The 21174-nt window shown below is 56.4% G+C and carries 18 protein-coding genes, 2 pseudogenes and 1 CRISPR repeat array; all 20 genes and pseudogenes read left to right on the top strand.

Annotated elements, in window-relative coordinates; all coding sequences use genetic code 11:
- Positions 1–16: 16 nt before the first annotated feature.
- The gene (locus AXF19_RS12300; RefSeq protein WP_066849482.1) at positions 17–817 is read left to right on the top strand and encodes an ABC transporter ATP-binding protein; all 801 of its coding nucleotides are present in this window, start codon (positions 17–19) and stop codon (positions 815–817) included.
- Positions 814–1920, top strand: coding sequence for an ABC transporter substrate-binding protein (locus AXF19_RS12295; protein ID WP_066849479.1), 1107 nt, complete (start codon positions 814–816; stop codon positions 1918–1920). Before AXF19_RS12300 ends, AXF19_RS12295 begins: the two co-directional genes overlap by 4 nt.
- Before the next feature lie 129 nt (positions 1921–2049).
- Positions 2050–2721 carry a Tat pathway signal sequence domain protein gene (locus tag AXF19_RS12290; protein ID WP_066849476.1) on the top strand — a complete coding sequence of 224 codons (672 nt, stop codon included), beginning with the start codon at positions 2050–2052 and terminating at the stop codon, positions 2719–2721.
- A gap of 124 nt (positions 2722–2845) precedes the next feature.
- A complete protein-coding gene (locus AXF19_RS12285; protein ID WP_066849473.1) occupies positions 2846–3457 on the top strand; it encodes a phosphoribosylanthranilate isomerase in 612 nt (203 codons plus the stop codon).
- Positions 3458–3524: 67 nt separating this feature from the next.
- Positions 3525–4310: an indole-3-glycerol phosphate synthase TrpC gene (trpC, locus tag AXF19_RS12280; protein WP_066849470.1), complete on the top strand. Its 786-nt coding sequence runs from the start codon at positions 3525–3527 to the stop codon at positions 4308–4310.
- Between the two features lie 3 nt (positions 4311–4313).
- A complete protein-coding gene (trpB, locus tag AXF19_RS12275; protein WP_066849454.1) occupies positions 4314–5501 on the top strand; it encodes a tryptophan synthase subunit beta in 1188 nt (395 codons plus the stop codon).
- Entirely contained in the window at positions 5498–6283 is a 786-nt protein-coding gene (trpA, locus tag AXF19_RS12270) for a tryptophan synthase subunit alpha (RefSeq protein WP_066849451.1), read from the top strand. The genes trpB and trpA overlap by 4 nt, the downstream gene beginning before the upstream one ends.
- A 67-nt stretch (positions 6284–6350) precedes the next feature.
- The gene (locus AXF19_RS12265) at positions 6351–7034 is read left to right on the top strand and encodes a fructose-6-phosphate aldolase (protein ID WP_066849447.1); all 684 of its coding nucleotides are present in this window, start codon (positions 6351–6353) and stop codon (positions 7032–7034) included.
- A gap of 131 nt (positions 7035–7165) precedes the next feature.
- On the top strand, positions 7166–9580 hold the full coding sequence (locus tag AXF19_RS12260; RefSeq protein ID WP_066850278.1) for a CRISPR-associated helicase/endonuclease Cas3: 2415 nt from the start codon (positions 7166–7168) through the stop codon (positions 9578–9580).
- A gap of 12 nt (positions 9581–9592) precedes the next feature.
- Entirely contained in the window at positions 9593–10312 is a 720-nt protein-coding gene (gene cas5c / locus AXF19_RS12255; protein ID WP_066849444.1) for a type I-C CRISPR-associated protein Cas5c, read from the top strand.
- Positions 10309–12234, top strand: coding sequence for a type I-C CRISPR-associated protein Cas8c/Csd1 (gene cas8c / locus AXF19_RS12250; protein ID WP_066849441.1), 1926 nt, complete (start codon positions 10309–10311; stop codon positions 12232–12234). Before cas5c ends, cas8c begins: the two co-directional genes overlap by 4 nt.
- Entirely contained in the window at positions 12234–13133 is a 900-nt protein-coding gene (cas7c, locus tag AXF19_RS12245) for a type I-C CRISPR-associated protein Cas7/Csd2 (protein ID WP_066849438.1), read from the top strand. The genes cas8c and cas7c overlap by 1 nt, the downstream gene beginning before the upstream one ends.
- A 1-nt stretch (position 13134) precedes the next feature.
- On the top strand, positions 13135–13794 hold the full coding sequence (gene cas4 / locus AXF19_RS12240; protein ID WP_066849435.1) for a CRISPR-associated protein Cas4: 660 nt from the start codon (positions 13135–13137) through the stop codon (positions 13792–13794).
- A complete protein-coding gene (gene cas1c, locus AXF19_RS12235) occupies positions 13791–14819 on the top strand; it encodes a type I-C CRISPR-associated endonuclease Cas1c (protein ID WP_066849420.1) in 1029 nt (342 codons plus the stop codon). Before cas4 ends, cas1c begins: the two co-directional genes overlap by 4 nt.
- A 9-nt stretch (positions 14820–14828) precedes the next feature.
- On the top strand, positions 14829–15119 hold the full coding sequence (gene cas2 / locus AXF19_RS12230) for a CRISPR-associated endonuclease Cas2 (RefSeq protein WP_066849417.1): 291 nt from the start codon (positions 14829–14831) through the stop codon (positions 15117–15119).
- A gap of 171 nt (positions 15120–15290) precedes the next feature.
- Positions 15291–18043: a CRISPR direct-repeat array (repeat unit 33 nt; unit sequence GTCGCGCCCCGCACGGGGCGCGTGGATTGAAAC).
- A gap of 573 nt (positions 18044–18616) precedes the next feature.
- Positions 18617–18910 carry a 30S ribosomal protein S6 gene (gene rpsF, locus AXF19_RS12225; RefSeq protein WP_066849414.1) on the top strand — a complete coding sequence of 98 codons (294 nt, stop codon included), beginning with the start codon at positions 18617–18619 and terminating at the stop codon, positions 18908–18910.
- A 34-nt stretch (positions 18911–18944) separates the two neighbouring features.
- On the top strand, positions 18945–19391 hold the full coding sequence (locus AXF19_RS12220; protein WP_066849411.1) for a single-stranded DNA-binding protein: 447 nt from the start codon (positions 18945–18947) through the stop codon (positions 19389–19391).
- 44 nt (positions 19392–19435) lie between these two features.
- Complete coding sequence (rpsR, locus tag AXF19_RS12215; RefSeq protein ID WP_006306231.1) at positions 19436–19669, top strand: 30S ribosomal protein S18; 234 nt, start codon at positions 19436–19438, stop codon at positions 19667–19669.
- Positions 19670–19843: 174 nt separating this feature from the next.
- Positions 19844–20865 (top strand): annotated as a pseudogene (locus AXF19_RS12210) (IS30 family transposase).
- Positions 20866–20982: 117 nt separating this feature from the next.
- Positions 20983–21174, top strand: a pseudogene (locus AXF19_RS16065) (IS5/IS1182 family transposase); the annotation flags it as partial.

The following is a 21174-nucleotide window of genomic DNA, read 5'->3' as shown; positions in this document are numbered from 1 at the left end:
TGGAGGTGAAACAGCGATGAAATTAACGATAGAACATCTGAAGGCGGGCTATGACAATGCCGTCATCATCGAGGATCTGAGTCTCGAGATTCCAGAGGGGAAGATCACGGCGCTCATCGGTGCGAACGGCTGCGGCAAGTCCACCCTGCTCAAGACCATCTGCCGGATTCAGCCGCGCCTTGGCGGGCGTGTCCTGCTCGACGGGGCGGATGTGCATGAGGCGAATCCAAGAGAACTTGCAAAATACGTCGCCATCCTGCCGCAGAACCCGACGGCGCCCGAGGGGCTGACCGTGCGTGAACTCGTGTCGTACGGGCGCGCACCGCACAAGACGTCGTTCTTCTCCCGCACGACGGCAAAGGATCGGGAGATGATCGACTGGGCGCTCACGGAGACGGACATGATGGAATTCCAGCACCGCCCCATCGGAGCGATGTCGGGCGGGCAGCGTCAGCGTGCGTGGATTGCGATGGCGATTGCGCAGGATACGGAGATTCTCTTCCTCGATGAGCCGACGAGCTTTCTCGATGTGGCGCATCAGATGGAGGTGCTGCGTCTCGTGCAGCATTTGAACGAGGCGTACGGCAAGACGATCATCATGGTGCTCCATGAACTGAATCAGGCGGCGCGCTTTGCGGACTGCCTCGTTGGGATGTCGCGCGGACAGCTCCTATACTGCGGGACGCCTGCCGAGGTGTTCCACAAGGAGATGCTGAGCCGCGTCTTTGGTATCGACGCCGAGATTATGAATGATCCGCGTACGGGGCGGCCGATGTGTATTCCGTACTTCATGGACGAAGCGGGGCAGCCCGCATGAGGGGCGCGAGGGGACTGGTCGCCGTCCTCGCGGGGCTTGCGCTGCTGGCGGCGGGCTGCGGCTCTACCGATATTCGCGGGGAGAAATCCGAGAAGGCGCAGAAGGCAGTACAGGCGGCGCGGCGTTTCGACCCTGCCATCCTGCGCGAGGACACGGCAGAGGCGATTGATGCGGAGTTTGCTGCGCGCTTTGCTGAGAAGCAGAAGGCGGCGCAGAAACTCTACCGCGAGGAGGATGGGAAGCGCATCCTCACGCATAAATTCGGAGAGACGGAACTGCCGGATGCACCCGCCCGCATCGTCTGCATCCGCATGGAAGACCCCATGCTTGCGCTCGATGCGTCGATGGTTGCCGCCTATGATTTCGAGCAGTACTATCTGCATGAGCGGCTTGCGGCGCGCGGCGTTCAACGCATCAGCATCAACGACGAGAATAAGACGATCAACCTCGAGCAGGTGCAGGCGGCAAAGCCCGACCTCATCATCATGCGCGACAGTTTCAGCAAGGGTGTCTATCAGGATCTCTCGAAGATCGCGCCCGTTGCAGCCTTTGATCTCAGAGACTACGAGCGCAGTCTGCTCGCACTCTCGATGGTTTTGCAGCGTCCTCAGGACGGTGAGGCACGTCTGCGTGCGTTCTACGAGCGGGCGAAGAATGACCGCATACGGATCAAGGGGGCAATCGGGGAGTCGACCGTCGCCCTCCTGCGCATCATGAACAAGGAGGTGCGCCTCTATCCGTATGCGACGAACGACATCAACCGATTCATGTACGAGCTGCTGAATCTGCGCCCGCCGCAGATGGTAGTGGACATCGACGGCAACGATCAGAACAATGCGATCTCGCTCGAGCTCCTGCCGGAGCTGCAGACGGACTATCTCCTCGTCACGACGGGGTACGGGCCGAGCAGCCGTCAGAGCAGTGCCGTCGCGCGCAAGCGGTTCGAGGCGATGCAGCAGGATCCCCTCTGGGAGAGTGTGCCCGCTGTGCGTACGGGGCACATGATGAATGTCGATGCGATGATCTGGAACGCACACGGCATCATCTCGAAGGAGCTCGCGATGGATGCGCTTGCCGACTGGATGGAGGAGCATGGGCAATGATGCAGGGGCGCGAATGACTTTGAATTAAAGTTTAATCGACCGCTAAAAGCTGCTTAACACGCCTTTTCTATACTCTTCCTGTGCAAAAGATCATGAATAGAAGATTCTCAAGGAAAGGTGTTGTTTCGTATGAAGAGATCGACAAGAAGAAATGTTGTTGGTATCACACTGGGTGTCCTCATTGTCAGCGGGAGCATCGGTTCGCTCGCTCATGCACACGAGCCTGCGGGTCATACTGCGGCGCCGCCGCCTGCGCACGGTCAGATGGACAGCGCACATGCGAACGTCCAGATGAGTTCCGAGGAGATTGCAAAGCATTTGTCGGAGATGTTCAACGTGTCCGAGACAGAGGTAAAACAGGCCATTGATGCCAAGAAGGATCTCTTTGACGTCGGTCAGGCAGCGATGTTCGCCAAGATTTCCGGCAAGTCGTTCAACGATGTTATGGCGATGCGGGACAGCGGGAAGACGTGGGAGCAGATTGGCGATGCCCTCAATATCATGGAGGACGATGTTCAGAGAGAACTGGACAAAATAGAGATCATGCATATCACAATGCGCGGCGATGTGGATGGGAAGACGGCGAATGCGCTCTATGAAGAGGGCTATGCGCCGCGCGATATCGATGCGGCGGGCATCATCGCCAAGGCTTCGGGCAAGGATGTGCGCGAGGTTCTGGAGCGCAAGACGATGAAGAACAGCTGGAAGGATGTGGCAAAGGCGTTCGGCGTTGATCCTGCGCTTGTAAAGCCGGAGCGTCCTGACGGACCTCCTACCCCTCATCCGTCGACGAAGGAATAACGGTATCTGAGGAATCACTGAATTTCAGCAAGGCATTGCATTCTGCAGATGGATGCAGTGCCTTTTTATTTGACAAAATTATTTTGTTCCTTTAATATAATGAAGCGTGAATGGGGGCGATGATATGCGCGTAAAGATGTGCGGGATGAAGACACTTGCGGCAGCGCGTGCGGCAGAGGAGGCGGGCGCGGACTACGTCGGCTTTATCTTTGCCGAGGGGAGCAGGCGCTATGTTGCCCCCGAGACGGCGCGCGAGATTGCGCGGGAACTCCGCCATGTGAAAAAGGTCGGCGTATTTGTCGATGCGCCGATGGATGCGGTGAACGATATCGCCGCGCTCGTCGGGCTCGACTATGTGCAGCTGCATGGGCACGAGACGGCGGATATGGCACTGCGTGCGGCATGTCCCGTCATCAAGGCGTATCGGTACGGAGATGATTTTGATGCGGCGGCGGCGAATGCCTATCCCGCCGAAATCATCCTTGTGGACAGTTACGTCGCGGGTGCGGCGGGCGGCACGGGCACGGCGTTTGGCTGGCAGGAGGCAGCGCGGGAGATTGCACGCGTCACGAAGCCCGTGCTCATCGCGGGCGGTATTACGGCGGAGAACGTCGGAGAGGCGGGTGCGGTCTTTCATTCCTTCGGCGTCGACGTGTCGGGCGGACTCGAGGAGGATGGAGAGAAGTCCGAGGCTAAAATCCGCGCCTTTATGGCGGCGGTGTGTGCGTGTGATTGACAAAATCGCCGTCCTCCACTAGAATGAGGGAATACGTCGAATTGTAGAAGTCCAAAGGAGGTGCAGCGTGCGCGATATATTAGCCGAAATTGTTGAAAAGAAGCGTGCAATCGTGGCGGCGGCAAAGAAGTCCGTTCCGCTCGATGAGCTGAAAGCGAATCTCCCATGTGGTACGTTCCGCATGGCGGAGCACTTCCGATGGTGGGGCTGGGGACTGATCGCAGAGTGCAAATTGCAGTCGCCCGCAAAGGGGCGGCTGACGACAAGCCACAGCGTCACAGAGCTTGCCGACATCTATGCAGCGGCGGGGGCAGCGGTGCTGTCCGTGCACACCGACCCGCATTTCCTTGGAAGCAACGAGGACTTTGCAGCTGTGCGTGCACGTGTGGACACGCCACTTCTGCGCAAGGACTTCATCATCGACCCCTATCAGGTATACGAGGCGCGCGCCCTCGGCGCGGATGCCGTGCTGCTGATCGTGCGGATTCTGACGCCCGAGCAGCTGAAGGAACTCCTCTATCTCACGTGGAGCCTCGGCATGGATGCGCTCGTGGAGGTGCACGACCGCGCCGATCTCGAGATCGCGCAGGAGACGCCGGCAGAGTTCATTGGCATCAACAACCGCAACCTTGTGACCTTTGAGACGAGTGTTCAGACGACGCTCGACCTTCTGCCGTATGCGGACGTGAACCGTACGCTCATCAGTGAGAGCGGCATTTTCACGCGGGAGGATGCCGTACGCGTTCATGATGCGGGCTGCAAGGGGGTGCTCGTGGGCGAGGGACTGGTAAAATCTGCCGATATCGGCGCGTTTGCGAAGGAACTGGCTGACGTAGGAATAAAGGAGCAATGATATATGAGCAAGAAGGGAAGATTCGGCGACTACGGTGGGCAGTATGTGCCCGAGATCGCCATGCCCGCGCTGAATGAGCTGGAAGAGGCATATCTGAAATATCGTGAGGATGAGGAATTCCTGCGGGAGTTCCGCAGCTATCTGCGGGACTATGCGGGGCGTCCGACGAATCTCTACTTTGCCGAGCGGCTGACGCAGCACTACGGAAAGGCGAATATCTATCTCAAGCGTGAGGATCTTCTCCACACGGGTGCGCACAAGATCAACAACGCGCTCGGGCAGGCGCTCCTCGCCAAGCGCATGGGCAAGAAGCGCATCGTTGCGGAGACGGGCGCGGGGCAGCACGGTGTTGCCACGGCGACGGTGGCGGCGCTCTTCGGCATGGAGTGTCATATCTTCATGGGGGCGGTCGATGTCGAGCGTCAGCGGCTCAACGTATTCCGCATGCGACTCCTCGGGGCGACGGTTATTCCCGTTTTGAGCGGCACGGGCACGCTCAAGGACGCAACGAGCGAGGCGATTCGCTACTGGGCGACGAATATCACGGACACCTACTATGTCATTGGCTCGGCGGTCGGCCCGCATCCCTATCCGGAGATGGTGCGCGACTTCCAGAAGATCATCGGCGAGGAGATCCGCGCACAGGCAAAGGAGCGATTTGATGCCAAGCCGAATTATCTCGTTGCATGCATCGGCGGCGGCAGCAATGCCATCGGGACGTTCTACGATTTCCGAAACGACTCGGATGTGAAGAAGTTCTGCGTCGAGGGCGGCGGACGCGGCGATGCGGACGGCGACAACGCAAAGACCCTCAGTGGCGCGGGCACACCAGGCATCCTGCACGGCGCATACAGCTACCTCCTGCAGGATGAGGACGGACAGGTCGTCGAGGCATACAGTATCTCGGCGGGGCTGGACTATCCCGGGGTCGGCCCCGAGCATTCCTTCTTCAAGGACGAGGGCATCGTCACCTATGTCTCTGTAACGGACAAGGAAGCGCTTGCCGCATTTCAGCGTCTCTCGCGCATCGAGGGCATCATCCCCGCGCTCGAGAGTTCGCACGCGCTTGCCTATCTCGAAAAACTCATGCCCGAGACGAAGGCGGGCGAGAACGTCGTCGTCTGCCTCTCGGGGCGCGGCGATAAGGATGTACAAATGGTCGCAAAGGAACTGGGGGAGGAGATCGCATGAGCAAGCGTCTGGATGAAAAACTTGCGAAGCTCCGCGCCGAGGGACGCACGGGGCTCTATATCTACGTCACGGCGGGCTGCCCAAGCGCAGAGGCGACCGTGGACATCGTGCGCCGCGCCGAGGAGGCGGGTGCGGATGTGATCGAGCTTGGCCTGCCGTTCTCTGATCCGATGGCGGATGGTCCTGTTATTCAGGAGGCGAGCGTCATTGCCTTGAAGCAGGGCATGACAATGAAGAAGGCGCTCGAGATCGTCAAGGAAATCCGCAAGCATTCGGAGATTCCTCTGATCGGCATGGGCTACATCAACATGGTGCATCACTACGGCTTTGAGAAATTCGTCGAGGATTTCAAGGCGGCAGGGATGGACGGCGTGATCTTCCCCGATGTGCCGCATGAGGAGTCCGAGGAAATGCGCCGCATCTGCGCCGCGCATGATTTCACGCTCACGGAGTTCATCACGCCCGGAACGACCGAGGAGCGCATGGCGGAGACGTGCAAGGACGCGATGGGCTTCATCTACTGCATCTCGAACTACGGCGTTACGGGCGTGAAGGAGATCGACTACTCCATCATCGGCGGCGTCTGCAAGGCGGCGCGCCAGTATACGGACGTACCGCTCGCCATCGGATTCGGCATCGGCACACCCGAGGCAGCGGCACGCGCGGCGAAACAGGCGGACGGCGTCATCGTCGGCAGCGCCGTCGTGAAGCACATCATCGACGGCGACATTGATGGCGGCATTCGGTTGATTGCCGATATGCGCAAGGCGCTCGATGCGTAAATGAATAAAAGGCTCACCTGCCGCGCAGCGGGTGAGCTTTTCTGCTTGTTTGGAAAGGTGGGGCATTATGAAATACTTACTCGATACAGCGCATCTCGATGACATCCGTGAACTTTCCGAATACCTCCCCATCGCGGGCGTGACGAGCAATCCAACCATTGTAAAGAAGGAAGGGGCGATTCCCTTCTTTGCCCACATGCGCGAGATTCGCAGCATCATCGGCAATCTGCGCCCTCTGCACATCCAGGTGACGGCATGGGATTACGACGGCATGATGCGCGATGCGGATGCCGTGTTGCGGAATGTGGACGAAAAGGTCTATATCAAAGTTCCGGTCGACTTTACGGGTGTCAAGGTCATCAAGTCACTGAAACGCCAGGGGGCGAATGTCACGGCGACAGCCGTTTACGGCATGGATCAGGCATTCCTTGCGCTCGAAGCGGGCGCGGACTGCATCGCACCGTATTTCAACCGCATGGAGGCACTCGGTGTCGATGCAGCGTCTGTCGTCGGCAACATCGCGGGCATCATCAGTCACTATGGCTACGAGACGGAAATCCTTGCGGCGAGCTTCAAGCAGCCCGCCCAGATTGACCGCGCCATCCTCGCAGGTGCCCACTCTGTCACCGTTGCCCCCGATGTCCTGCGGCAGATCTTCGCGAAGAGGGTCGTGACGGATGCCGTCGCGGCATTTGCCGGCGATTGGGCGGGGCTTTACGGCGGAAAGACCCTTGCAGAACTCGGTGATTAAATCTCTATATTTGTTGATTGACAGGTACTCCCTTTGATCCTCTGTATGAGGTGATAAGGGAGTTTTTTTGTTAGTGTTCTAAGAGGAAATTAAGAATAAACATAGAATTATATGAGTGGAGTGTGATGGAGATGAAAGAATATCTTGCACATATACGCCGTGATGAATCGGCAGAGCAGAGTATTCGTGCGCATCTACTGCGCGTGGGCGACCTTATGGCGGCATATGCAGCAGGTATCGGTCTGTCATCGACGGCGCGCCTCATCGGCATACTCCATGATCTCGGTAAGTGTACGGCGGAGTTTGCAGAGTATCTTGACTGGTGCCGTAAGCATCCGGGAGATTACAGCCGCAGGGGGGAGGTCGACCACGCGACGGCGGGCGGTCAGCTCCTCCTCCAAAGGTATGGGACGGTGGGAGAGAATGAACGTCTCACGGCACAGATGGCAGCACTCGTGATCTTTTCGCATCACTCGGGGCTGATGAACTATCTCGGGGAGGATGGGAAATCGGATTTTTTGCGGCGCATGGAGAAGAAAGAAGTGCCGCAGCCCGATCTTACATATTATTACGAAAATGTGATTGCGGAGTCCAAACTCGATTTTCTTTTTCGGGAGGCGGTCAGAGAGTTCTCCGCACTCGATGCGAAGATCGTTGCGCACACCACAGAGGGGAGCGAGGCATATTTTTTCTCGTGGGGCATGGTACACAAGCTGCTGCTCAGTATGCTCGTCGACGCAGACCGTCTGGACAGCGCGGAGTTTGAACTAGGAGAGCCCCTCGCGCGTGTGTGGGAGACATCGGTAATCTGGAAAGATTTTGCGGATAAGCTGGAACAGAAAATAGCAAGCTTTTCGATGCCGCATACCCCGAAGGAAAAGAAGATTGCAACCCTGCGTCAGGAGATCAGCGACGACTGCCTGCGGGCGGCACAGCATCCAAGCGGCGTCTATCGTCTCTCTGTTCCGACGGGCGGCGGGAAGACCTTTGCAAGCATGCGCTTTGCCCTGCGTCATGCACAGGAGCATCAAAAGAAACGCATCATCGTTGTTATCCCGTACACCTCCATCATCGACCAGAATGTCAGGGAGGTTCGCGCCGTCTTTCAGATGGATGGGGCGATCTTGGAGCATCACTCCAATGTCATCGAGGAGGACGCGGGAGAGGATACGGAGAGTATGGACGTGCGGCGCATCCTCACGGAGCGATGGGATGTTCCCGTGATCTTTACGACGCAGGTGCAGTTCCTCAATACGCTCTTTGCGGGTGGCAACACGCCTCTGCGTCGTCTACACAGTCTTCGGGACAGCATCCTCATATTCGATGAGATTCAGACCCTGCCCGTGCGTTGCACCTACTTGTTTAATGCGGCGATGAACTTCCTGAAGAACGTCTGCAATGTCACGGCAGTCCTCTGTACGGCAACGCAGCCGCCGCTAGCGCGGCTGGACTTCCCGATTGAGACGAGCGAGCGGGCAGAGCTGACGAGCAACACCGCAGAATTGTTCGAGGGCTTTCGGCGGGTACGGCTCGAAAATATTTGTGTGGATGGCGGCGCTTCCGTGGATGAGATTGCGGGGATGATTGTGCGGAGTGCGGAGGATGTCGGTGATGTACTCTGTATTGTGAATCTTACGGGGCAGGCGCGCGACCTTTATAGGGCTGTTGCCGAGTGCATACAGTGCTCGGATAGAGATATCCACGTCGTTCATCTCAGTACGAAGATGTGTCCTGCCCATCGTAAGGAAGTTCTGCGTGTCGTGCGCGAGGAGCGCATGGCGCATAGGGCGCATTCGGAGGAGCGTCTGATCTGCATTAGCACACAGCTGATCGAGGCGGGGGTCGATGTATCCTTTCCCGTGGTCTATCGCGCGCTCGCGGGATTTTCCTCCATCGCACAGGCGGCGGGGCGCTGCAATCGGCACGGGGAAATGGAGCGTGGACTCGTCCGCCTCTTTGCACTCGAACATGAAAATCTCAGCCGCCTCCCAGACATTGCGGAGGGCAGGAAGATTGCACGTGACATGCTCGATCGGACGGCGGCAGATGAGATTCTCAGCCTTGGTGTGATGGATGATTATTTTCGCAGATTTTACAAGGGGCGGAGTGCGAGGGATATGCGCTATCCGATGAAGAGTACGAATACTTTGTTCGACCTGCTCTCTGCCAATGAGGCGGGCTTGCAGGAGGCGGAGGAAAAGGGAGCGGAGCCTGACCTCTGGTTCACACAGGCGTTTCGCGACGCGGGGAGCGCCTTTGCGGTCATTGATTCGCATACGGAAGCCGTACTTGTGCCCTATGCGGACGGGAAGGACATGATCGTCACGCTTGATGACAGGGCTTTCGACAGGAAATCCGTCAGCAGGCAGATGAAAGCGGCGCAGCAGTACATGGTAAACCTCTTCTCGTATGAGCTGAAAAAGCTTGCGGGGCTTGGTGCAGTCTGGCGGACGGAGAGCGGGGTGATGGCACTGCGCGAGGAATACTACAATGAGGCATTCGGCGTACAGACAGAGGAGCAGGGGAATACTTACTGTTCTATTTAAGGAGGTGAACATATGAGGAATACGATTGAGTTTCAGGTCTATGGGAGGATGGCCCTCTTTACCGATCCGATCACCAAGATCGGAGGGGAGCGTTCCTCCTACTCTGTGCCGACGTATCAGGCACTAAAGGGAATTACCGAAAGCGTGTACTGGAAACCTACATTCTATTGGGTGATCGACGAGGTGCGTGTTATGAATCGGATCACGACACAGTCTCGCGGTATGAAGCCAATGAAATATGGCGGTGGTGGAAATGACCTCTCCATCTATAAATATTTGAGCGATGTCTGTTATCAGGTGCGCGCGCATTTTGAGTTTAATTTGCATCGAAAGGAGCTGGCAGCAGACAGGGATGAGCATAAGCATCACAATATTGCAAAGCGGATGGTGGAGCGCGGCGGACGGCGCGACATCTTCCTCGGTACGCGCGAGTGTCAGGGCTATGTCGAGCCTGTGACCTATGGAGAGGGGGCAGGGTACTATGACGCTGCGGGCGAGATGCCTCTCGGTACGATGTTCCACGGGTTCAACTACGTTGATGAGACGGGCGGCAATATGCTCCAAGTGCGCCTCTGGCAGCCGGTGATGGAAAACGGAGTGATTCATTTTCCGCGTCCCGAGGAGTGCAGCCTCGTGCGTAACATCCGCAAGGTGGAGAGCAAGATGTTCGATAAAAACAGCGTCACCTTCGCCGCAGAGGAATGGGAGCAGATGGAAGGGGGGAGATTATGAGCTGGATGGAGCAGCTGGTGCAGACCTACGATGAAAACGAGCGATTTGCCGGCAGGGAAAACGTGGAGGGAATGCGTGCGCTTCTCCCACCCGTCGGACATATCGTGCAGAATGCCCAGATCGAAATGACGCTGAACACTGACGGAGAACTGATTCAGGCGGAGGCGATCCCCAAGGAGGAGCGTGCAACCCTCATCCCGTGTACGCCTGACTCGGCATCACGCACATCAAGTCCCTCACCGCATCCTCTGCATGACAATCTCTCCTATATTGCAAGGGATTATTACGACTTTGCAAAGAAAGCGCCGAAGGGCGAGGAAATCCCTTATCTTATGTATAAGAAACTTCTCGGTGCATGGGCGGAATCGGCGTCCGTCAGTCCGAAAGTGCGAGCGGTCTACCGCTATATCAGTAATCATGATGTCATTCATGATCTGATCGAGAAAAAAGTGCTCTATCAGGACAGTAACGGAAAACTGCTCGAAAAATGGACAAATAAGGATGCGCCGAAACCACCTATTTTCAATGTTGTTGCGGGTGACATCCTGAAATCTATGGTGCGTTTTCGCGTTGTCTTGGATGGGGATGACTGCCCCGAACTTTGGAAGGATACGGCGCTGCAAAAGGAGTACCAGAGATTTTTTGAGCAGTATTTCTCCGAAGCGGAGGAGCAGCTCTGCTATGCCACGGGCAAGATTCTCTCGGCAACGGATAAGCATGGAAAGGGAATTCGATTTGCCGGGGATGGTGCAAAGATCATCTCATCGAATGATATGAGCGGATTCACCTTTCGCGGACGCTTTGTCGATGGAGATGAATGTATCTCCATCGGCTACGAGAGTTCTCAGAAGGCGATGAATGCTCTCTCGTGGCTGACGCGCAATCAGGGCTATACACATGACGGGCGCGTCTTTCTCGCATGGGGGCGATGCGGACAGACACCGCCGCCCGTATTTGATGATACGGCGCGGCTGACGCGCAGACGCCGCGCTGCAGGTATGGCAAGACCCTCCTCGCTGAAGGGCTGGGCAGAGTCTCTGACAAATGCGCTTGCAGGCTATCGTCACGCATTCAAGCAGGCGGAGATGAGTCAGGTCAACGTCATGATTCTCGATGCAGCGACCAAGGGGCGGCTTTCCATCTGCTATTACAGCGAGATGGCGGGTGAGGACTTCATTGAGCGAATCGAGAAGTGGCACAGACACGGATGCTGGCGTCAGCACGGCTATGACAGCGAGAAGGGCGAGCCATTTGTCTATTTCGGTGTGCCGACGCCAAAGCGGATTGTGGAAGCCTGTCATGGGGAAAATGTGGGCGATGCACAGATGAAGCTCGAACTCGAGCGGATCTTTTATGCGATCCTGCAAGGGAATCCCCTGCCCGTAGATATGGAGCGTATGGTGTTGGGGCGCGCGGTCAAGCGGGCGGTCTCAGATGATTACTACAGTTGGCGCAGGCAGATCGTAGAGCCGGCGTGCTCCATCATTGTGCGTCGGCTGAATCTGGTAAAGGAGGAATATACCGTGGCGTTGGATGAAACGAAGGATGACCGCTCGTATTTATTTGGCAGGATGATTGCTGTTGCAGATCAGATGGAGCGCGCGACATATAGTCGGGAGGAGATGGGCAGCCGAACGACGAATGCCATGCGCTATATGGAGATTTTCTCCTCACGGCCTGCGACCACATGGAAAACACTTCACAAGAAGCTGCTGCCCTACCAGCAGAAACGGGAAATGTACGGCGGGAAGGAGCGGAAACTGATTAGTAAGATCGGCAGTATGTTCAAAGAGGAGGACTTTCTCTCGGATCGTCCGCTGGACGGGCGATTCCTGCTGGGATTCTACTGTCAACAGTACGCCATGGAGCAGGAACGGGAAGAGAATCGCAAGAAGAAAGCTCAGCAGGAGGAGGAAGTATAATGGCTGCATTGACAAAGAAAATTGATTTTATCGGATTCATCACGGTGGAGCGCTCGAACCCGAACGGCGACCCGCTGAACGGGAATCAGCCGCGCACGGACTACAGTGGCTACGGCGAGATTTCCGACGTGTGTCTCAAGCGGAAGCTGCGGAATCGTTTGCAGGATGCAGGGGAGAACATCCTCGTGCAGTCCAATGAACGCGCAGATGACGGCTGTGACAGTATCCGTGCACGCGTTGAGGAAAACCCTGCAATGGAAAAACCGCTGAAAATGAAGGACAAGGAGCAGGGGAGGACGCGCCTATTTGCCGAGGAGGCGTGTAGGGCTTGGATGGATGTACGTACCTTTGGTCAGGTCTTTGCGCTGAAGAAGGATACGGGAGTAGATGCTGTCTCGGTCGGCGTACGCGGTCCCGTCACGATTCATACTGCCGTCAGCCTCGATCCTGTCACTATCACGGGCGTTCAGATCACGAAGAGCGTCAACAATGAGCCAGGCGATAAGAAAGGCTCGGACACGATGGGCATGAAGTATCGCGTGGACTTCGGCGTATACAAATTTCAGGGCAGCATCAATGTCCAACTTGCCGAAAAGACGGGATTCAGTGACGAGGATGCAGCAAAGGTCAAGGAGGCGCTGCTCACCATCTTTGAAAATGATGCCTCCTCCGCGCGTCCTGAGGGCAGTATGGAGATGAGCCGTTTCTACTGGATCGAGCATGCGAATAAGACAGGGGCGGCATCAAGTGCGAAGGTGCATCGCTCCGTGTCAGCACAGAAAAAGGATGGTGTAGATGCGCCGTCACGAATTGATGACTATGTATTCGACGATGCCCCACTCTATGAAATCGGTGGTATTCGCATCGAAAAATACGTCGAGGGAAGTTCGGTAGACTGATATGAGCTATGCTGAGGAAGAGTATCTCATGCTCTCCGAGATTCAGCACTATGCATTTTGTCCGCGTCAGTGGGCGCTGATTCATCTGGAACAGCATTGGCAGGAAAATGTCCTCACCGTGGAAGGCAATGCCCTCCACGAAAAGGCGCACGACGAGAATATCAAGGAGAAGCGTGGAAAGAAGATCATCGTGCGCGGTATGCGTGTAGCATCAAGCCGGCTTGGAATCTCAGGAGCATGTGATGTTGTTGAGTTCCACGCCGATCCTGCAGGGATACAGATTCCATCCTATGATGGGCGATACTCCATCATTCCGATTGAGTACAAGCGGGGAAAGCCGAAGGCGGGCGATGAGGACGTTCTCCAATTGACCTTGCAGGCACTTTGTCTGGAGGATATGCTGGCTGCGGATATTCCCTTTGGCTATCTTTACTATGGGGAGATCCGCCGACGGGTCAAGGTGACGTTCTCGGATGAGCTGAAAGAGCGGATTCCCGTTCTCGTACAGGAAATGCGGCAATATATCCGGTGCGGGCATACGCCTATGGTCAAACGCCGCAAAGGCTGCGCAAACTGCTCCCTGAACAATGTCTGCATGCCGAAGCTGAACCGCCTTGGATCGGCACAGCAGTATCTCGAAAGGAGGCTTGCAGAGGGATGAAGCCTCTTTTGAATACACTCTTTGTCAATCAGGATGAGGCGTATCTGGCACTGGATGGCGGCAATGTCGTCGTTCTTCGAGAGAATCGGGAACTTGCGCGTTTTCCGTTGCATAACTTCGAGCAGATCACCACCTTCGGCTATACGGGGGCAAGCCCTGCACTCATGCGGAAATGTGCGGAGGATAACATCGCGCTGACATTCATGACCCCCGAGGGACGGTTTCAGGCGCGTGTCATTGGTAGAATGAACGGCAATGTCCTGCTGCGCAGAGAGCAATATCGCCGTGCAGATGACGAGGAGGCAAGCCTTATCCTAGCGCGGAGTTTCATCCTCGGAAAAATCTACAATGCGCGCTGGATCATAGAGCGAATGCGCAGAGATTATGCCATGCGTATTGATGAGGAGAAGTTTCAGAACGTCAGTGCATTCCTTCAAAACTCTTGCCGTGAGGTTATGCAGACCTCCGATTTGGAAGCATTGCGTGGCGTCGAGGGCAAAGCTGCCGTCAATTATTTCTCCGCGTTTGATGATATGATCCTCAAACAGAAAGAAGATTTTTTCTTCACGGAGCGTAACCGCAGACCTCCGCTCGACAATATGAATTGTCTCCTGTCCTTTCTCTATGCGCTTCTTATGAATGATGTGGGGGCAGCGCTTGAGGGCGTGGGGCTGGATTCCTATGTCGGATTTCTCCACCGTGACCGCCCTGGCAGACAGTCGCTCGCGCTTGATCTCATGGAGGAACTGAGGCCGATGGCAGACCGTACAGCGTTTTCCATGGTCAACACAAAGAAGATCAATGGCAAAGACTTTCGTTTGGAAGAGGGCGGCGCTGTGTATTTGACAGATGATGGGCGCAAGAAAATCATCGAAGCATGGCACGTACATAAAGAGGGAATGATGACGCATCCGTTCTTGGAGGAAAAGATCAAGTGGGGTCTTGTCCCGCATGTGCAGGCATTGCTTCTGGCACGATATCTGCGCGGTGATCTCGATGCCTATCCGCCCTTTTTGTGGAAATAGGGGATTGCAATGTACGTTTTAATCACTTATGATATTAAGACAGGCGATATAGACGGACGCAGACGCCTGCGGCAGGTTGCACGAAAGTGCAGGGCCTATGGACAGCGTGTGCAGAACTCGGTCTTTGAGTGCAAGGTCGACCCGACACAGTGCAAACAGCTGGAACTTGCACTGCTTGACATCATCGACCTGCAGGAGGACAGCCTTCGGTTCTACTATCTTGGTAAGGATAAAGGACCGAAGGTTAAGCATTACGGCACGAAAGAATCCTATGATTTGGAATCTGCCATCATCATCTGAGCATTCTTCCGGAGTGCGAAGGTGAAGTGAACAGAAAATACGGTGTAAAAATATAGGTGTGCGAACCATGCCGGAGGAGGGGCGTGGGACAGAATGCCGAGAAAATCATATTTGTGGCGAGTAATACCCATAAATATGTGGCAAAAGAGGGAGGGTGTAACCTCATTTGCCGTCGCGCCCCGCACGGGGCGCGTGGATTGAAACAAACCGATGAGACGGATAAGCTCCACCGCCGCAGTCGCGCCCCGCACGGGGCGCGTGGATTGAAACCGCAATGAGTATTTGGCGGTTATTGGTTATTTCAGTCGCGCCCCGCACGGGGCGCGTGGATTGAAACTCACGGAGGCGGTGGAGCGCATCGCCTCAGAGAAGTCGCGCCCCGCACGGGGCGCGTGGATTGAAACTTGATCTAACCACTCCACTATCATATTGCGGACGTCGCGCCCCGCACGGGGCGCGTGGATTGAAACCCCTGCATTGCACGTTTTGCACGCAGATCCTTGTGTCGCGCCCCGCACGGGGCGCGTGGATTGAAACAGTGTATCCTTGAGGGTTCCAAGCAGGCCTTTCTCCGTCGCGCCCCGCACGGGGCGCGTGGATTGAAACCTTCGTTGAATGCCGCCCGCAGTTCCTCGATCCGGTCGCGCCCCGCACGGGGCGCGTGGATTGAAACCTTCGTTGAATGCCGCCCGCAGTTCCTCGATCCGGTCGCGCCCCGCACGGGGCGCGTGGATTGAAACTCATCCGTACACAGGGGATGAGGAGCGCAGGAGAGTCGCGCCCCGCACGGGGCGCGTGGATTGAAACTACAAGTCCACGATGAGCACCGAGGGGCTGCGCGGTCGCGCCCCGCACGGGGCGCGTGGATTGAAACACGATGGTGGATACGATTGCGCCGAAGATTACCGGTCGCGCCCCGCACGGGGCGCGTGGATTGAAACAGATGGAGGAAATCGACGAACGCTTGATCAACAGTCGCGCCCCGCACGGGGCGCGTGGATTGAAACTCCCCGATCTCCTCGATGTGGTGCACGATCGCGCGTGGATTGAAACTAATTCGTCCGCTACTCAAAGGTGGATCCCTGCCGTCGCGCCCCGCACGGGGCGCGTGGATTGAAACATCATCAGTGGAGTCACCGAATCCCACAGCGATGGTCGCGCCCCGCACGGGGCGCGTGGATTGAAACATCCGTCCAGCTGCCGGGCGCGACAACCATAAACGGTCGCGCCCCGCACGGGGCGCGTGGATTGAAACGCTTTTGAGCTGTCACGCTTGAAAAATCGTGTGAGGTCGCGCCCCGCACGGGGCGCGTGGATTGAAACCTGTATACCGTGGGAGACTGTGGATATACTCGACAGTCGCGCCCCGCACGGGGCGCGTGGATTGAAACAGCGCGTTTTTCTTGTCGTGTGTTGTGATGACAAGTCGCGCCCCGCACGGGGCGCGTGGATTGAAACCAAAGAGGAAGTGAGGATGGTCAATAACGGCAGTGTCGCGCCCCGCACGGGGCGCGTGGATTGAAACACGGAAAACCGCCATGTTGCCCGCCGCTTGGAGGTCGCGCCCCGCACGGGGCGCGTGGATTGAAACACAACAAGCGAAACAGAAATATCTGGTACGCTAAGTCGCGCCCCGCACGGGGCGCGTGGATTGAAACCTGTTGGCACGGATATGCAGCTATATGAGCATGGGTCGCGCCCCGCACGGGGCGCGTGGATTGAAACATCGAGGAACTGGGCACGAAATACAACATCCGCGGTCGCACCCCGCACGGGGCGCGTGGATTGAAACACCGCATCGGTGATCTTGCGGTTGCTGCGACCTGGTCGCGCCCCGCACGGGGCGCGTGGATTGAAACGACTACGCGCTTATCAGTCCCTTGATAGACCGGGGTCGCGCCCCGCACGGGGCGCGTGGATTGAAACAAAGAGCAGCGTCGGACGGTACGGCAAGGATTTGTCGCGCCCCGCACGGGGCGCGTGGATTGAAACTGCGGCGGGCACAGGAACGGGGGGAGAAGTTGCGTCGCGCCCCGCACGGGGCGCGTGGATTGAAACTGCGACGCGCTGCAAACTGCGCATCAGCATGATAGTCGCGCCCCGCACGGGGCGCGTGGATTGAAACATCTCGTCTGCGAAAAGCTTGAGGCGGTGGAGCGTCGCGCCCCGCACGGGGCGCGTGGATTGAAACCATGCCGCCGCGTCACGGGAAATCCCAATCGACAGTCGCGCCCCGCACGGGGCGCGTGGATTGAAACCATATAGGCGACGTCCGCCGCCGCCGTGTAGTCGAGTCGCGCCCCGCACGGGGCGCGTGGATTGAAACCCGAAATGGACAGGCGCGGAGGCGGGGCCGTTGGAGTCGCGCCCCGCACGGGGCGCGTGGATTGAAACAAAAGGCGGCACCGCCGTCATCGTGGGAGCGTGGTCGCGCCCCGCACGGGGCGCGTGGATTGAAACAAGGCGGGCAGATGGTGGGCAAGACAGCCAACGCGTCGCGCCCCGCACGGGGCGCGTGGATTGAAACGCACGCAGACGACGATTCACAGCCGCTTGCGTCGTCGCGCCCCGCACGGGGCGCGTGGATTGAAACTCCTTACAGAGCAGATCGGACGCGTGGCCATAGGTCGCGCCCCGCACGGGGCGCGTGGATTGAAACCTTGTGACCCGGCAGAATTGTAAGGAGGTATTGGTCGCGCCCCGCACGGGGCGCGTGGATTGAAACCAGTTCCGCAATGCGCATGCGCAGTGTCGCGTTGGTCGCGCCCCGCACGGGGCGCGTGGATTGAAACCTCACAAAATGGAAGCCGCGCGAACTTGATGGGGTCGCGCCCCGCACGGGGCGCGTGGATTGAAACTACAATGGGAAAGCGTGGCAGCGGACGGCGGAGGTCGCGCCCCGCACGGGGCGCGTGGATTAAAACATTTTCGGGATGATGGGTATAGTAAAGGATTCGAGTCGTGCCCCGCACGGGGGCGTGGATTGAAACATCGGAAAGGAGAAACGTCAGGCTAATCGCGAGTTGTGCCTCTGGCACAATATATGCCACCTGCTGTTCTAAATGAGAATCATTGTGTCGATTTGGAGGAGAAAATGGGGGCTGTTTTTGGGTTTCTATACATATGCATCATTTTGGCAGGATATTTGCTCCTGATCGCGATGAGGTTGGGCGTTCTATTTGCTGTCCTAAGAGTGGTTTTCCTAGATATACAGCGCCTTTGTGTCTTCTTTTATCGAAAATGTCGTTCAAAAAAAGAATCAGGAACCCACGCTACATTGGTTCACACTTCTGGACGGCAGAAGACGATATCTTCCTTAGTCACTTTATGGGGGAAGAATTCCAAAATTTGCCCATCCTGCCCCCTTGCGCGACGCCCTCAAACATGATATACTAACCCCTGTCGCGTGAGCGTGTGCGTCTTTCGTGCGCGCTTGCATAAGAATAACTCTGCCGCCGACATGAGCGGCGGCCAAAGACCGAAGAGGAGGTGATTTCGTGAGATTGTACGAAGTCATATTTATTGTGAAGCCGATGGAGGAAGAAGCGACAAACGCCGTCATCGAGAAGTTCACGAAGCTTATTCAGGCAAACGGCGGTACGATTGAGAAAGAGGATCGTTGGGGCAAGAAGCGTCTTGCCTATGAGATCAAGGATCACAGTGAAGGATACTATGTTCTGCTGTACGTCAATGCAGAGCCCGCCTGCGTCGCCGAGTGCGACCGCGTGATGAAGATCACGGACGAGTTGCTCAAGCACATGATCGTCCGTGCGGACGGCGTCGAGGAGTAACTCATAGGGACACCCATGCAGGAGAGAGAAACCGATGAACAGAGTCATACTGATTGGTCGCCTTGCGCGCGACCCGGAGATTCGCTACACACAGAGCGGCAAGGCTTTTTGCCGCTTCACGATTGCGGTTGATCGTCGCTTTTCGCGGGCGGCTCAGCAGGAGGGACAGCAGACGGCAGACTTCATTCCCGTCACATGCTGGGAAAAACTGGCTGAGATCTGCGGAAACAATTTGACGAAGGGACGCCGCATCGGCGTGGAGGGGCGCATTCAGGTGCGCAGCTACGACGGTAGCGACGGACAGCGCAAGTACGCGACGGATGTTGTGGCGGACAATGTGGAGTTTCTCGACTCAAAAAATGCCGGCGGCGCATCGGGCGGCTATGACGCACCGATGGGACGTAGCGTAGCACCCGCTGCAGGCGGCACTGCACCGGATATGATGGGACCCGTGATTCCTGACGACGACATTCCATTCTGAGCAGTTAGCGCTCAGTACATCCCGTGATGAGGAGGGACAACGAAATGATGAAACGAGATCGGGGCCGCAAGCCTCGTCGCAAGGTCTGCTCGTTCTGCGTGGACAAGGTAGATCATATCGACTACAAGGATGCCGCGAAGCTGCGTCGCTTCACGACGGAGCGTGGCAAGATTCTGCCGCGCCGCATTTCCGGCAACTGCGCAAAGCATCAGCGGCAGGTAACGCTCGCAATCAAGCGCGCACGTAATATTGCACTGCTTCCGTTTACGGCGGAATAAGCAATAAGGGATCACCGTGTGATTTCCTCAAGCGTCGCACCTTTCAAGGTGCGGCGCTTTTTTTGTATCTTGAGTTTACAATCTAAGTGCAACGGCAAATAAAAAAGAAAACGTGACACATAGGAATCTGATACAATGGTGTTTGCAAAGACCACATTGATCAAGGAGCATCCTATGTGTCACTACCACCATCTTACACTAATTGAACGGGAAAAGATAATGTTTTTCGCGCCCAGGGCAAAAATCTCTCGGTGATTGCCAAAGAGCTTGGACGCTCCAAGGCGACCATTTCAAGAGAACTGTGACGCAACGGCAGCGACACATTATATATTCCTGCAATGGCGCATAAACAGTATCGTACACGTCGCAAGCAAGCAATGCCGTCCGCACAAAAAACTGGACAACCCCGACCTGCTTGCTCTCGTCAAGGACAAATTCATCAAACATCAATGGTCGCCGGAAGAAATCGCAGGACGTTTACGTTTGGAAAAACATTGCGCATCCATCAGCTACGCTACGATCTACCGAGGAATCTATGCAGGGATGTTCGATGAGGCGAAGCGATCCCGCGGCGCTCGTGGTGCAGCACGTAACCTGAGGCACAAGGGAAAAACGCGCCATAAGAAAGGGCATGAGGAGCGCCGTGGAAAATTTGTATCAGCAACGAGCTTTCTGCCCGTCCACGTGCAGCCAATCATCGGAGGCGGCTTGGTGATTGGGAGGGTGACACCGTTGCAGGAAAAACGGGGCGGGCATGTCTTGTCACACTCGTTGACCGAAAGAGCCGCTTTGCCACCGGCGGCAAGGCGGACAAAAAGAACGCATGTGAGGTCAACCGTGTCATGATTCGTGCGCTCCAAGGGCTTCCCGTAAAAACCATCACACCGGATCGCGGGAAGGAGTTTGCCCGTCACGCAGAGGTAACATCCGTCCTACAGGCACCATTCTACTTCCCTGAGCCACATCAGCCTTGGCAGAGGGGAACCAACGAGAACACGAACGGCTTGCTGCGAGAATATTTCCCGAAAGGACAGGATCTTACGGATATTTCGGAAGATCACATCCAAGAGGTTTTTGATGAGCTGAACAAGCGTCCACGTAAATGCCTCGGGTATCGTACTCCCTATGAAGTTTTCTATAAGAAAAAGTTGCGGCTCTATGATAAATGTTACGGAGACACTTTAAGGTCAACGTAGCATTACAGAATTGATAAGGGGCTGTTGCACGAAACGCTCGTGCAGCAGCCTCAATTTTGTTGCAAAAAAACAGTTCCCGGTGTTTTCAAACACCGAGAACTGGCGTAAAATAAGGGTATGAACAACCAAATTTTACACAAGGATTATACATCCTTCGGAGGCTCATTTCAAGTCAGCCTCCCCCTCAATTTTGAATTTCAAATCGAACAGGACGATCCCGTCCGTCTCCTGCGCCACTGCATCCACCAGATGGATCTTACGGCGCTCTTTTTGAGCTTCCACCGAGCAGAGCGAAACCTCATCGCACCG

The sequence above is a fragment of the Selenomonas sp. oral taxon 126 genome, from assembly GCF_001683335.1.
In the GTDB taxonomy this organism is placed as follows: domain Bacteria; phylum Bacillota; class Negativicutes; order Selenomonadales; family Selenomonadaceae; genus Centipeda.
The sequence above is the reverse complement of the archived record's forward strand: the minus strand, read 5'-3'. Positions and strand labels throughout refer to the sequence as shown.

What these genes read in the sequence shown, in the direction of transcription:
- AXF19_RS12260 (WP_066850278.1), top strand. Translation starts at nt 7,166, where the DNA reads ATGAAAGAATATCTTGCACATATACGCCGTGATGAATCGGCAGAGCAG.
- AXF19_RS12295 (WP_066849479.1), top strand. Translation starts at nt 814, where the DNA reads ATGAGGGGCGCGAGGGGACTGGTCGCCGTCCTCGCGGGGCTTGCGCTG.
- cas8c (WP_066849441.1), top strand. Translation starts at nt 10,309, where the DNA reads ATGAGCTGGATGGAGCAGCTGGTGCAGACCTACGATGAAAACGAGCGA.
- cas2 (WP_066849417.1), top strand. Translation starts at nt 14,829, where the DNA reads ATGTACGTTTTAATCACTTATGATATTAAGACAGGCGATATAGACGGA.
- trpA (WP_066849451.1), top strand. Translation starts at nt 5,498, where the DNA reads ATGAGCAAGCGTCTGGATGAAAAACTTGCGAAGCTCCGCGCCGAGGGA.
- AXF19_RS12290 (WP_066849476.1), top strand. Translation starts at nt 2,050, where the DNA reads ATGAAGAGATCGACAAGAAGAAATGTTGTTGGTATCACACTGGGTGTC.
- AXF19_RS12300 (WP_066849482.1), top strand. Translation starts at nt 17, where the DNA reads ATGAAATTAACGATAGAACATCTGAAGGCGGGCTATGACAATGCCGTC.
- rpsR (WP_006306231.1), top strand. Translation starts at nt 19,436, where the DNA reads ATGATGAAACGAGATCGGGGCCGCAAGCCTCGTCGCAAGGTCTGCTCG.
- cas1c (WP_066849420.1), top strand. Translation starts at nt 13,791, where the DNA reads ATGAAGCCTCTTTTGAATACACTCTTTGTCAATCAGGATGAGGCGTAT.
- cas5c (WP_066849444.1), top strand. Translation starts at nt 9,593, where the DNA reads ATGAGGAATACGATTGAGTTTCAGGTCTATGGGAGGATGGCCCTCTTT.
- AXF19_RS12265 (WP_066849447.1), top strand. Translation starts at nt 6,351, where the DNA reads ATGAAATACTTACTCGATACAGCGCATCTCGATGACATCCGTGAACTT.
- AXF19_RS12285 (WP_066849473.1), top strand. Translation starts at nt 2,846, where the DNA reads ATGCGCGTAAAGATGTGCGGGATGAAGACACTTGCGGCAGCGCGTGCG.
- AXF19_RS12220 (WP_066849411.1), top strand. Translation starts at nt 18,945, where the DNA reads ATGAACAGAGTCATACTGATTGGTCGCCTTGCGCGCGACCCGGAGATT.
- trpB (WP_066849454.1), top strand. Translation starts at nt 4,314, where the DNA reads ATGAGCAAGAAGGGAAGATTCGGCGACTACGGTGGGCAGTATGTGCCC.
- cas4 (WP_066849435.1), top strand. Translation starts at nt 13,135, where the DNA reads ATGAGCTATGCTGAGGAAGAGTATCTCATGCTCTCCGAGATTCAGCAC.
- cas7c (WP_066849438.1), top strand. Translation starts at nt 12,234, where the DNA reads ATGGCTGCATTGACAAAGAAAATTGATTTTATCGGATTCATCACGGTG.